Source organism: Sinorhizobium sojae CCBAU 05684, assembly GCF_002288525.1.
Classification (GTDB): Bacteria; Pseudomonadota; Alphaproteobacteria; order Rhizobiales; family Rhizobiaceae; genus Sinorhizobium; species Sinorhizobium sojae.
Window position 1 is genome coordinate 2936383 of record NZ_CP023067.1, and the last position, 13618, is coordinate 2950000.

Here is a 13618-nt window from a genome sequence, read left to right on the forward strand (position 1 = left end):
GTTCCTTACAGCTCAACGCCGCGCGTCTGCGAAGACGCGCGGCGTTGACGTTAAATTATCCGGTGGAAATCCACTGGGAAGAGTTGCAACGCCGGCTGTCAGGCCGCCAATTCTTGGCATGTCCATAGCAACCGATGATGCATCCGGTCCAGTTCCGCCCCTCCCGGGAATACTGGACCTTGCGCGCGCCCAGCGCCTGTCTTTGACGGAGTTGTTCCAGCTTGCAGAAGCGCGCAGCGGCGCCGGAAAGAGGAGCGAAGCGGCCGAGATCTACAAGGTCTGGCTCGCCTTCAACGAGGCCCATCCCTTCCTGCATCTCGTCTATTTCAACTATTCCGTCACGCTGCGCCAGCTCGGTGACATAGCGGGGTCGATCCACGCCCTCAGGGCCTGCCTGAAAATCGATCCCCGCTTCGCCCAGGCCCATATCAATCTTGGTCGCGCCTTCGAAGACAGCGGGCTCGCCATGCAGGCCATTCAGCAATGGCGCAGCCTGGTCGAGATAACCGCGGAGAGCACGGCCGAGAAGGTCGCGCATCGCCTGATGGCGCTTCAGCACATTGGCCGCGTCATGGAAAATGCGGGCCTGCTGGAAGAGGCGGAGACCGCCCTGTGGCAGGCAATCGAGTTGCGGCCGGACAAGACCGAGGCCGGCCAGCACTGGAGCGCTCTCAGGCAGCGCCAATGCAAATGGCCGATCCTGGTTCCGTCGGAGCATGCTTCCATGCGGCAGCTTCTCGACGCCATGTCGCCGCTGGCGCTTGGCTGCTATTCCGACGATCCGCTGTTCCAGCTCGCCAAGGCCTATCGCTACAACCAGTCCTTTGTCGGACGCCCCGACGTGACCGGCTTCTCCCGCAAGATGCCGAAGCGGAAAACGGGAACCGGCGAGCGCCTTCGCGTCGGCTATGTTTCCTCGGATCTGCGCGACCATGCGGTCGGCTTCGCGCTGAGGGAAGTGCTGGAACTGCACGACAAGAAGAGCGTCGAGATCTATGCCTATTATTGCGGCGATCCGGTTTCGAACGACGCGACGCAGATGCGGATGAAGGACGCCGTCGACTGCTGGCGCGACATCGCCGCGCTCAGCGACGCGGACGCGGCAAGGGAGATCGCCGCCGACGACATCGACATCCTCGTCGATGTCAACGGCTATACCAAGCATGCGAGAACGAAAATCTTCGCCTACCGTCCGGCGCCGGTCATCGTCAATTTCTGCGGCTATCCGGGCTCCATGGGAAGCCCGTTCCATCAATACATGATCGCGGACGAGCGCATCGTTCCGCCTGAGAACGAGATCTATTACTCGGAAAAAGTGCTGCGCATTCCGTGCAGCCAGCCCGTCGACCGCAAGCGGGCGATCGCGGACAAGCCGTCACGGGCGGAAGCGGGGCTGCCTGAGGACGTCTTCGTCTTTGCCTGCTTCAACGGCATGCAGAAGATCACCGAGCCCACCTTCGCCCATTGGATGGCGATCCTGAACGCGGCGCCCGGCAGCGTGCTCTGGCTGCTCACCGGAGGCGACGCCGTGGATCAGCGCCTGCGCCAGGCGTCCGAGAAGGCCGGCGTCGCGCCAGAGAGACTGATCTTTGCGCCCAAGGCGCCGAATGCACGGCATCTCGCGCGAATCGCTCTCGCCGATCTCTTCCTCGACACCTTCCCCTACGGCGCCCACTCGACGGCGGCCGACGCGCTGACCATGGGACTGCCCGTCCTCACATTCCCGGGCAAGAGCTTCGCGGCACGCTTCTGCCACAGTATCGTTGCCGCCGCCGGCATTCCGGAACTGATTTGCAGCGGTCCCGAACACTATGTCGAAAAGGCCATTGCCTTTGCGAAGGCGCCGGCGGAGCTCGCCAAGATCCGGGAGACCCTGCAGGCCAGACGCGAAACGAGCGTGCTTCGCGACATTCCGGCCCTTGCCCGCAGGCTCGAGGAACTGTTCTGGCAGATGCAGGCCGAATGTGAACGCGGTGAAACACCGGTGCCGGACCTGCGCAATCTCGATCTCTATTACGAGATCGGAGCCGAAAGCGTGGAGGGCAATATCGCATTTTTGGACGATCAGACCTATCGGCAGCGCTACCTGGAGAAGCTGGTGGCCTGGAACGAATATGCTCCGATTGCCCCCGACAACCGCGTCTGGACGGCAGAGGCTGCGCCGAAGACATGAACAGGATCAGGACCGGGAAAATCGCAGTGGTCGGTGCCGGTCTTTCGGGTGCGGTAATCGGACGCGAACTCGCCGAAGCGGGGCACGAGATCGAAGTCTTCGATGCGCGCAACCACATCGCCGGCAATTGCCACACCGAGCGTGACGAGGAAACCGGGGTGATGGTCCATGTCTATGGGCCGCATATCTTTCACACGGATGACCGCGAAGTCTGGGACTATGTGAACCGCTTCGAGCGGTTCATGCCCTACAAGAACCGCGTCAAGACGACAAGCAACGGCCAAGTCTATTCCCTGCCCATCAATCTGCACACGATCAACCAGTTCTTCGGCAAGGCTTTAAGGCCGGACGAGGCGCGCGCTTTCATCGAAGAACTGTCCGACAAGACCATCGAAGATCCGAAGACCTTCGAGGAACAGGCGCTGCGCTTCATCGGCAACGAACTCTACGAGGCATTCTTCAAGGGATATACCGAGAAGCAATGGGGCTGCTCTCCGACCGAGCTGCCGGCTTCCATCCTGAAGCGGCTTCCGGTGCGCTTCAACTACGATGACAACTACTTCTTTCACACCTATCAGGGCATGCCGGAAAACGGCTATACCGAAATGGTCGGACGAATTCTCGCTCACCCGAACATCACGGTCCATCTCCGAACGCGCTTTCACCGCGACTTGAACGGGGACTTCGCGCATACATTCTATTCCGGCCCGCTCGACGGCTACTTCGGCTATCAATATGGGCGCCTGGGATATCGCACGCTGGATTTCGAGCGCTTCACCTATGAGGGCGACTACCAGGGTTGCGCCGTCATGAACTACGGGGATGCTGCGATCCCCTATACGCGCGTTACCGAGCACAAGCATTTTTCGCCATGGGAAGAGCATTCCGGCTCGGTCTGCTACCGCGAATATTCCCGTCCCTGCGGCCCGGATGACGTCCCCTATTATCCGATCCGGCTCGTCGAGGATAAGGCACAGCTTGGGCAATATCTCGCGCGCGCCGCTGAGGAAACTTCTGTCACCTTTGTCGGCCGACTCGGAACATACCGCTATCTCGACATGGACGTGACCATACGCGAGGCGCTGGACGCCGCCCGGCTCTTCCTGTCCGGCCACGCAGCGCGCGCGCCTGACCCAGAGCGCCAAGCATCATCCCTGAAACTTGCTGCTGCATGTCTCCTTGAATCGACCTAGCCAAGAGCCAGATAAGCCTCGATGACGGCAGCGATCTGATCCGAGTTCAGGGACCCCATCTGCGACTCCATCAAAGCATTGAGTTGGGCGCTGGTCAGGTTTGATATGTCTTCCGTTGAAAGCCCCGCGACGCCGGTCGAACTGAAGGATCTGACATCTTCCGTCGAGAAGGTGGCCAGATCCTCGGTGGTTAACGCCGCGACCTGCGCCGACGTCAGAGCGCTGACCTGTCCGGACGTCAAGGCCTCGGCCTGTGCCGTCGTCAGGGTAGCGATGACCGTGGTGCCCAATCCGGATACGGCGCTCGTGTTCAGGGCGACGATATCATCGGTGGAGAACTGGGCGATGTCGTCCGCACCGAGTGCTGCGGCCTGTATCGCATTCAGGGCGGCGATCTGCGCCGTGGACAGGGCCGCGACCTGGTCGGTGCTCATCGCCGCCACTTGGTTGTAGCTCAGCGAAGCAATCTGGCTCGTCGTCAAGGCGGCGATCTCGTCAGTGGCGAGCGCCGCGACGAAATTCGTGGACAGCCCCTTTATCGCAGACGAGCTGATCGCCGCGAGTTCGGCCGTCGAGAAGGTTTCCAGGTCCTCCGTGGACAGACCTGCGAGCCCAGCCGAACTCAAGGCGGCAATCTGACTGGTGGCGAGTGCGCCAATCTGCTCCGCGCTCAGCGCCGCCACCTGGGTGCTGCTCAGCCCGGCAATGGCGGCCGTGCCCAAGGCCGCAACTTCCGCAGTGGAAAGCCCAGCGATGAAGTCGGTGGACAATCCTGAAATGCCTTCCGAACTGATCGCCGCCAGTTCCTCGGCCGAGAAGCTGGCGAGATCGTCTGCGGAGAGTCCGGCAAGCCCCTCCGCAGTCAAGGCACCGATCTGGCCGATGGAAAGCGCATCGATCTGCTCGGCGCTGAGCGCTGCGACCTGAACGCTGGTCAGGCCCGCGATACCGTTCGTGCTCAAGGCCGCAATCTGGTTCGTCGAGAGGGCCGCTATGTCGTCGGTCCCGAGAACCGCCACCTGATTGGAACCGAGAGCGGCAATCTGGGCCGCGGTCAGGACCTCGGTCTGGTCGGTGCTCAAGGCCGCGATCTGACCGGTGGAAAGGCCCGAAACGCCGGCCGTGCCCAAGGCTGCAATCTGCTCGGTCGAAAGCGCGGCGATCGTGCTCGTCGACAGGCCCGTTATGGCGCTTGCGCTGATAGCCGCAATATCGGCGGTCGAGAACGTCTCCAGGTCGTCGTTATCGAGCGCAGCAATCTGCTTCGAACTCAGCGCTGCCACCTGACGAGGGGTCAAGGCCTCGATCTGGTCGGTGCTCAAGGCCGCGATCTGACCGGTGGAAAGACCCGCGACGCCGGCTGTGCCCAAAGCGGCGATCTGCTCGGTCGACAGTGCTGCGATCGTGCTCGTCGACAGGCCCGATATGGCAGTCGAACCGATCGCCGCGATGTCGGCGGTCGAGAACACCTCCAGATCGTCCAACCCCAGCGCGGCAATCTGCGTCGAGGTCAGCGCCGCCACCTGCAGAGAGGTCAAGGCCTCGACCTGATCGACGCTGAGGGCAGCGACCTGGCCGGTGGAAAGACCGGCAATTCCCGCCGTCCCCAAGGCTGCTATCTGGCTTGACGAAAGGGCTGCCAGATCGTCCGTGCCTAGGGCCGCAATCTGCTTCGAGCCGAGTGCGCCGAGCTGGGCCGCGGTCAAGGCCTCGACCTGGCCGGTGGTCAAGGCGGCGATCTGGTCGGTGGAGAGGCCCGCGATTCCGGCCACGCTCAAGGCAGCGATCTGCTCGGTCGATAGCGCAGCAATCGTATCCGTGGACAGGCCCGGTATGGCGCTGGAGCTGATCGCCGCCATGTCTGCGGTCGAGAAGGCCTCCAGATCGTCCGCGCCCAAAGCCGCAATCTGGATCGAGCTCAACATTGCCACCTGGACAGAGGTCAGAGCCTCGATCTGATCGGCGCTCATGGCAACGATCTGGTCGGTGGAAAGACCCTTGATTCCAGTTGTAGCGAGGGCGGCAATCTGGCTCGTCGACAGGGCGGCAATACCGTCGGTGCCCAAAGCTGTGACCTGCTTGGAGCCAAGGGCGCTGGCCTGCCTCGTCGACAGGGCTTCTATCTGGTCCGTCGTCAAAGCAGCGACCTGGCCGGTCGATAGGCCGGTAATGCCCGACATACTCAGTGCTGCGATCGTCTCGGTCGAGAGGGCTGTGATCGTGTCCGTGGACAGGCCCGCGACGGCACTCGAACTGAGCGCCGCGATCTCGGCTGTCGAGAAGGCCTCCAGATCGTCCGTGCCGAGGGCAGCGATCTGGGTCGAGGTCAGTGCGCCCACCTGAAGGGTGGTCAAGGCCTCGATCTGGTCACTGCTCAAGGCAACGATCTGCGTCGCGCTCAATCCCGCTATGCCCGCCGTGCTGAGGATGGCGATCTGTGCGGTCGAGAGAGCCGCCACGCCGTCGGTGCCAAGTGCAGTGACCTGCTTCGGGCTTAAAGCGGCGACCTGGCTCGTCGACAAGGCCTGGATCTGCGCGCTGGTCAGCGCATCGATCTGGCTGCCGGAGAGGCCGGCAATGGCCGCCGAGCTGAAGGCGCCGATCTGATCCGCCGAGAGGGCGGCGATCGTATCCGTCGACAGTCCGGCCACGGCACTCCAACTGATTGCCGCGATCTCGGCGGTCGAAAAGGTCGCGATGTCGTCCGTGCTCAGGACGGCGATTTGCTTGGAGCTGAGAGCGCCGATCTGAGTGGTTGTGAGGGCCTCGATCTGGGCATTGCCCATCGCGGCGATCTGCGTGGTCGTCAAGCCTGATATCGCCGCGGTGCTCAAGGTGGCGATCTGGTCAGTCGTGAGAGCCGCTATGTCGTCGGTGCCAAGCGACGAGACGGAACCGAGGGCACTGATCTGGGCGGCGGTCAAGGCTGCCAGCTGATCGGTGCTCAAGGCAGCGATCTGCTTCGTGGTCAGCCCCGCAATGGCCGCCGTGCTTAAGGCGGCGACCTGATCGGTCGAAAGGGCCGCCGCGACGGCCGTGGAAAGGCCGGAAACGGCGCCGGCGCCGATCGCCGCGATGTCGTTGGTGGAGAAGACGGCTATGTCATCGGTGCCGATGGCCGCCAGCTGTGCGGCGCTGAGCGCGCCGACCTGGACGCTGGTCAGGGCCTCGGCCTGGCCGGTGCTCAGGGCAGCGATCTGCCTGGTGGAAAGGCCCGCGATGGCGTCCGCGCTCAGCGCGTCGATCTGGTCCGTCGAGAGAGCGGCCACGACCGCTGTGGTCAGCCCCGCTATGGCGCCCGATCCGATGGCCGCAATATCCTTGAGCGAGAAGGTTGCGATGTCGTCCGCTTCAAGGACCGCGAGCTGCGCAGAGCTGAGCGCGGCGACCTGGGTCGGGGTCAGGGCCTCGACTTGGACGCTGCTCAGGGCAACGATCTGATCTGTGGAAAGGCCCGCAAGGCCAGCCAGGCTCAGGGCGACAATCTGATCCGTCGAGAGGGCCGCTAGATCACCCGTACCGAGCGCGCTCACTTGCGCCGAAGTCAAAGCAGCAATTTGCGAAGTATTCAGGACTGCAATCTGATCGGTCGTCAAGGCGGCAATCTGGACCGTGGAAAGACCTGCAATGCCGGCCGTGCTCAGGGCGGCAATCTGGTCCGTCGAGAGCGCTGACACGACGGCCGTATTCAGCCCCGAAATGGCATCCGAACCGATCGCCGCAATGTCCTTGGTCGAAAAGGCTGCCATGTCGTCGGCACCCAATACCGCGAGCTGCGCGGAGCTCAGACCGCCGACCTGTACGGTGGTCAGGGCCCCGGCCTGCTCCGTGCTCAGGGCAACGATCTGTTTGGTGGACAGTCCGGCGATACCGACGATGCCCAGGGCGGTAATCTGACTGGTCGTAAGCGACGCGATATCGTCGGTGCCCAAGGCCGTGACTTGCGACGAAGTCAGTGCCGCCACCTGCTTGGTAGTGAGAGCCGCGACCTGACCGGTGGTTACCGCCTCGATCTGTTTGGTGGAAAGCCCGGCAATAGCGGCCGTGCTCAGGGCGGCGATCTGGTCGGTCGAGAGCGCCGCGACGACGGCTGTCGTCAAACCGGAAATGGCACTCGAGCCGATCGCGGCAATCTCCTTCGTCGAGAAGGTTGCTAGGTCGTCCGCTCCGAGGACCGCGAGTTGCGTAGAAGTGAGCGCACCAACCTGGCCCGTGGTCAAAGCCTCCATCTGCGCAGTGCTGAGCGCAACGAGCTGTTTGGTGGTAAGTCCGGCTATCCCAGCCGTGCTCAATGCGGCAATCTGGCCGGTCGAAAGCGATGCCAGGAGAGTCGTGGTCAAGCCCGAAATGGCGCTCGAGTTGATCGCTGCCACGTCCCTGGTCGAGAATGTTGCCAGGTCGTCCGCTTCCAGTACCGCAAGCTGCGCAGAGCTGAGCGCGGCGACCTGGGTTGAGGTGAAGGCTTCGACCTGGTCCGTCCCCAGCGCAACGATCTGCCTGGTGGAAAGGCCGGCAATGCCGGCCGTCTTCAGGGCGGCGATCTGGTCGGTCGACAGGACTGCAATATTGGTCGTGCCGAGGGCCGCAACCTGTGTCGAACTCAGCGCCGCAATCTGGTTCGTGCTCAGAGAGGCAATCTGGTCGGTGCCGAGGGCGGCGATCTGATCGCTGTCGAGCCCACCGATGCCAGCCGTGCTCAGGGCGACGATCTGTTCGGAGGACAAGGCCGCGACATTGTCCGTTCCGAGCGCTCCGATCTGCGCGGAACTGAGCACCGATACCTGCTTCGTTCCCAAGGCGGCAATCTGGCCGGTACTCAGCGCATCGATCTGATCGGTGCTCAGGCCCCTGATGCCGGCTGTGCTCAGAGCCGCGATCTTGTCCGTGGAAAGCGCCGCTATGGTTTCGGTGGAAAGGCCCGATATGGCACTGGAGCCGATCGCCGCGATATCCGCGGTCGAGAACGTTGCGACATCGTCAGCGCCCAGCGCCGACAGCTGGGCGGAGCTCAGAACACCGGTCTGCAGAGAAGAGAAGGCTTCGATCTGGGCCGTGGACAAGGCCTCGACCTGATCCGTGCCCAGGCCAGCGATACCCTTCGGGCTGAGGGCGGCAATCTGGTCCGTGGAAAGGGCGGCGATGGTCTCGGTAGTAAGGCCCGCTATGGCGTTTGAGCCGATCGCCGCGATATCCGCGGTGGAGAAGGCTACTATATCGTCCGCCTCCAGCACCGCGAGCTGCACGGAACTGAGGGCGCCGACCTGTGTGGAAGACAGGGATTCGAGCTGGAGGGTGGACAAGGCTTCGACCTGTTCCGTAGTCAAGCCGGCGACGCCTTTCACGCTCAGGGCGGCGACCTGGTCCGTGGAAAGGGCGCCGATATTGTCCGTGCTGAAGGCGGCGGCCTGAGTCGAGCTCAACGTCCTGATTTGTGCCGTGGACAGAGCCGCAGCCTGGAGAGTGGAGAAGACACCGATCTGGGTGGTGGTCAGGCCGGCAACCGCGCTCGTGCTCAAGGCGCCGACCTGATCGGTCGAAAGCGCCGCGATCGCGCCGGTGGTCAGGCCCGCTACTGCCTTATCGCTGACCGCCGCGATATCGGCGGTCGAGAATATTGCGATATCGTCCGTCCCTAGCGCCGCAAGCTGTTTCGAACTGAGCGCCTTTACCTGCGACGCTGCGAGCGCTTCGACCTGGCCGGTCGACAGGGCGGCGATTTGCGCCGTCGTCAGGCCTGCGATACCCTTGGTGGTGAGAGCGCCGATCTGGTTCGTGGTCAGGACCGCGACATTTGCCGTGCTCAGGGCCGCCACTTGCGCCGCGCTCAATGTCCTGACGGTCAGCGCCACGGTCTGGGCGGTCGACAAGGCGCCGATCTGTGCGGCCGTCAAGCTTGCGATCGCACTGGTGGTCAAAGCGGCAACCTGATCGGTGGAAAGCGCCGCAATCGCGTCCGTGGTCAGGCCCGCCACGGCCTTGTTGGTGATCGCTGCGATGTCGGCGGTGGAGAATGCCGCGACATCGTCGGTCCCGAGTGCCGCAAGCTGCCTCGAACTCAGCACCTTCACCTGTGCAACAGACAGTGCCTCGGCTTGGCCCGTCGACAGAGCAGCGATCTGCGCCGTCGTCAGGCCTGAGACGGCTGTCGTGTTGAGGGCCGCAACCTGATCGGCGGTGAGCGCCGCGGTCGCAGCCGTGGAGAGGCCAGCTATCGCTCTATTGGTGATCGCAGCGATATCGAGGGTCGAAAACACCCCGATATCGTCTGTTCCGAAGGCCGAAAGCTGTCTCGAGCTCAACGCCTTCACCTGCAAGGCGGTCAGTGCCTCTGCCTGGCCGGTCGACAGCGCATCGATCTGCGCGGTCGTCAGACCTGTGACTCCCGTCGTGCTCAGGGCCTCGATCTGATCCGTGGACAGGACCGCGATGTTGTCCGCGCCCAGGGCGGCGACCTGCGCCGAGCTCAACGACCTGACCTGCCCGATGGACAGTGCCGAAGCTTGCCCGGTGGACAGAACGCCGATCTGTTTGACCGTCAGGCTTGCGACCGCGCTCGTGCTCAGGGCCGCAAGTTGACCCGTGGAAAGCGTTGCGACAGCGTCAGTGGAAAGCCACCCAATGGCCTTGTTGCTGATCGCTGCAATATCGCCGGTGGAGAATGTCGCGACGTCATCCGTACCGAGCACCGCAATCTGCCTCGAGCTCAGCACGCTGACCTGGAAGGTCGATAGTGCCTCGACCTGGGCGGTCGACAAGGCCGCGATCTGTGCCGTCGTAAGCCCCGCGACAGCGCTGGTGCTCAGGGCGGCGATCTGCTCGGTCGAAAGCGACGTGATGACGTCGGTGGCAAGGCCGGATACAGCTTTCCCGCCGATCGACGCGATGTCGGCGGTCGAGAAGGTCGCCAGATCCTCGGTGCTAAGCGCCGAGAGCTGCAATGCGCTAAGCACGCCGACCTGGGACGACTGCAGGGCTTCCGCCTGGACCGTCGTGAGGCCGCTGATCTGCGCTGCCGTCAGCCCCACGATCTGGTTCGTGCCCAGGCTTTCGACGTCGTATTTGTCGAGCACCGCGAGTTGATCCAGCGTCAGCCCAACGATGGCGCTCCGTGAGATGGCGCCGAGTTGCTGGCTGCTGAGGACATCGACATCCTCCGTATCCAGAGCCGCGATCTGCGCCGATGAAAGCACGCTGATCTGTTTCGTGGAAAGCGACGCCACATCTTCCGTGGTCCAGGCAGCAACGGCGGCAGTCGAGAGCGCTCTGATCTGGCTGGTGCTCAGGGACGAAATGGTCGAGCTCATGCGTGCAAACCCTTGAGGTTCCAATCCTGTTTGCCGCCTGTCGCTCCGGAAACCCACGTGTTTCCGGCCATCGGCTGGCGCTGCCCACGCCTGCCAGCCGTTCTGATCACGACCGGTCGTGCGGACTCACCACCTTTAAGAGAACTGACTTGCCCGAACCTGATATCGAACGCTTGGAAGCCGCCTGCGGAAATATTCTCTCTCAGGCCTGCGGACACCGATGTGGAAGGCTGGCGAATGCAGGCGCATCCAGGACGGGCTGGCGCATCGGCCCGAAAATCGGAACCGATTTTCGGAAAGGTCGATGCGCAGATTCAAAGAGTTACAGCGACCTTTGCGCGTCTAGAAAGACGCGCGGCGCTGTAGTGCCGCGTGACCGGCGCGACAGGTCTCGTGCCGATAGCGAAGCGCTTGCAGCGCCGTGCGTCCATGAGACTGCTTGGAGCCGGTGTCGGTCTTTGAGGCGGAGTGCTTTGGGGGAAACTGTTCGGGATTTTCGGTCCTCGGCACGCGGTGAGGCACTGCCCGTCAGCGGAAGCGGATCGCCCGTCCTTGAATGGCGGGCTTGGTCCCCGACCCTTGGTCCCGAAACGCAAAAATCCCCGTTGTTTGGACGGGGATTTGGAAGGCTGTTGTTATGATTTGGTTGCGGGGGCAGGATTTGAACCTGCGGCCTTCAGGTTATGAGCCTGACGAGCTACCGGGCTGCTCCACCCCGCGTTATTTTTCGAGTTGTTTGTTCGCCGTTTTTGGCGTGTGTGTGAGAAGATGTTTTTTTGCCGCTGGCTTCTTCCTTCTCGGCTTGGCCTCGAAGGGGAGCGGCGTTTATCTTGCGCTTTGCAGACCTGGCAGCGACCTACTCTCCCGCGTCTTGAGACGAAGTACCATCGGCGCTGGGGCGTTTCACGGCCGTGTTCGGAATGGGAACGGGTGCAGCCACCCCGCCAGAACCACCAGGTCGGCAAAGCGCAAGCTTTGCTCCCCGGAGGGGAGCAAACTGATTTGAGAAGCTGGTGAAGCTGTTGCTTCGTTTTTTTGAACACGTCTTTGCGTCTTATCCGGATCACTCCAGCAGCCGGCAAAGCCGAGCCGCCGGACGTCCGGGGCGCCGTCCGCAGCGTAGCGATCTTTGGATCGCGACCGCGTGAGGACAGAAGATAGCATCATCAAACTTCGTTTGATGAGCATAGGCAACAAGAACGATCAAGCCGATCGAACGATTAGTACCGGTAAGCTTCATGCGTTGCCGCACTTCCACACCCGGCCTATCAACGTGGTCGTCTTCCACGGTTCTCAAGGGAATACTCGTTTTCAGGTGGGTTTCCCGCTTAGATGCCTTCAGCGGTTATCCCTTCCATATATAGCTACCCTGCTATGCCCTTGGCAGGACAACAGGTCCACCAGAGATATGTCCATCCCGGTCCTCTCGTACTAGGGACAGATCCTGTCAATATTCCTACACCCACGGCAGATAGGGACCGAACTGTCTCACGACGTTCTGAACCCAGCTCACGTACCGCTTTAATTGGCGAACAGCCAAACCCTTGGGACCTGCTCCAGCCCCAGGATGCGATGAGCCGACATCGAGGTGCCAAACAACCCCGTCGATATGGACTCTTGGGGGTCATCAGCCTGTTATCCCCGGCGTACCTTTTATCCGTTGAGCGATGGCCCTTCCACGCGGGACCACCGGATCACTATGACCGACTTTCGTCTCTGCTCGACTTGTCAGTCTCGCAGTCAGGCGGGCTTATGCCATTGCACTCGACGAGCGATTTCCGACCGCTCTGAGCCCACCATCGCGCGCCTCCGTTACTCTTTCGGAGGCGACCGCCCCAGTCAAACTACCCACCATACACTGTCCCGGATCCGGATGACGGACCGCGGTTAGACATCCATGACGATAAGGGTGGTATTTCAAGGACGGCTCCACAGGAACTGGCGTCCCTGCTTCAAAGCCTACCACCTATCCTACACATGCCGACACGAATGCCAGTGTAAAGCTATAGTAAAGGTGCACGGGGTCTTTCCGTCTGACCGCAGGAACCCCGCATCTTCACGGGGAATTCAATTTCACTGAGTCTGCGTTGGAGACAGCGGGGAAGTCGTTACGCCATTCGTGCAGGTCGGAACTTACCCGACAAGGAATTTCGCTACCTTAGGACCGTTATAGTTACGGCCGCCGTTTACTGGGGCTTCGATTCAGAGCTTGCACCCCTCCTCTTAACCTTCCAGCACCGGGCAGGCGTCAGACCCTATACGTCGTCTTGCGACTTCGCAGAGCCCTGTGTTTTTGATAAACAGTCGCTACCCCCTGGTCTGTGCCACCCCATCATGGTTGCCCATAATGGGGTCACGCTTCTTCCGAAGTTACGCGTGCAATTTGCCGAGTTCCTTCAACGCAGTTCTCTCAAGCGCCTTGGTATACTCTACCTGACCACCTGTGTCGGTTTCGGGTACGGTCTATACGGTGGAGCTATTTCCTGGGACCGCGTCCAAGCCCGGACAATCCATTAAGTCCGGACAAGTTAAGCGATCCGTCACTACCACCAGGCCCACGAATATTAACGTGGTTCCCATCGACTACGCGTGTCCGCCTCGTCTTAGGGGCCGGCTAACCCTGCTCAGATTAACTTTAAGCAGGAACCCTTGGTCTTTCGGCGAGAGGGTCTCTCACCCTCTTTATCGTTACTCATGTCAACATTCGCACTTCCGATACCTCCAGGACCCCTCACGGGTATCCCTTCACAGGCTTACGGAACGCTCCGCTACCACTTGATCTTGCGATCAAATCCTCAGCTTCGGTGCATGGCTTCAGCCCCGTTACATTTTCGGCGCAAAGACCCTTGTTTAGACCAGTGAGCTGTTACGCTTTCTTTAAATGATGGCTGCTTCTAAGCCAACATCCTGGTTGTTTTGGGATCCTCACATCCTTTCCCACTTAGCCA

Annotated in this window: 3 protein-coding genes, 1 tRNA gene and 2 rRNA genes (1 of these 6 cut by a window edge); 2 read left to right on the top strand and 4 right to left on the bottom strand. The window is 61.8% G+C overall.

What is annotated here, in order from left to right:
• Nucleotides 1–118: 118 nt before the first annotated feature.
• Both SJ05684_RS14300 and glf read left to right on the top strand, forming a co-directional pair.
• Nucleotides 119–2173: an O-linked N-acetylglucosamine transferase, SPINDLY family protein gene (locus SJ05684_RS14300; RefSeq protein WP_034855955.1), complete on the top strand. Its 2055-nt coding sequence runs from the start codon at nucleotides 119–121 to the stop codon at nucleotides 2171–2173.
• Nucleotides 2170–3366, top strand: a complete 1197-nt coding sequence (gene glf, locus SJ05684_RS14305) for a UDP-galactopyranose mutase (RefSeq protein ID WP_050980058.1) — start codon at nucleotides 2170–2172, stop codon at nucleotides 3364–3366. Before SJ05684_RS14300 ends, glf begins: the two co-directional genes overlap by 4 nt.
• Here glf and SJ05684_RS14310 read toward each other — a convergent pair.
• From SJ05684_RS14310 to SJ05684_RS14330, 4 genes are all read right to left on the bottom strand, one after another.
• On the bottom strand, nucleotides 3363–10670 hold the full coding sequence (locus tag SJ05684_RS14310; protein ID WP_034855957.1) for a hypothetical protein: 7308 nt from the start codon (nucleotides 10668–10670) through the stop codon (nucleotides 3363–3365). The genes glf and SJ05684_RS14310 overlap by 4 nt on opposite strands.
• Before the next feature lie 643 nt (nucleotides 10671–11313).
• Nucleotides 11314–11390, bottom strand: a tRNA-Met gene (locus SJ05684_RS14320).
• Nucleotides 11391–11513: 123 nt separating this feature from the next.
• Nucleotides 11514–11628: ribosomal RNA gene (gene rrf, locus SJ05684_RS14325) — 5S ribosomal RNA — on the bottom strand.
• Between the two features lie 241 nt (nucleotides 11629–11869).
• A 23S ribosomal RNA gene (locus SJ05684_RS14330) occupies nucleotides 11870–13618 on the bottom strand; it runs 1051 nt beyond the window's last position.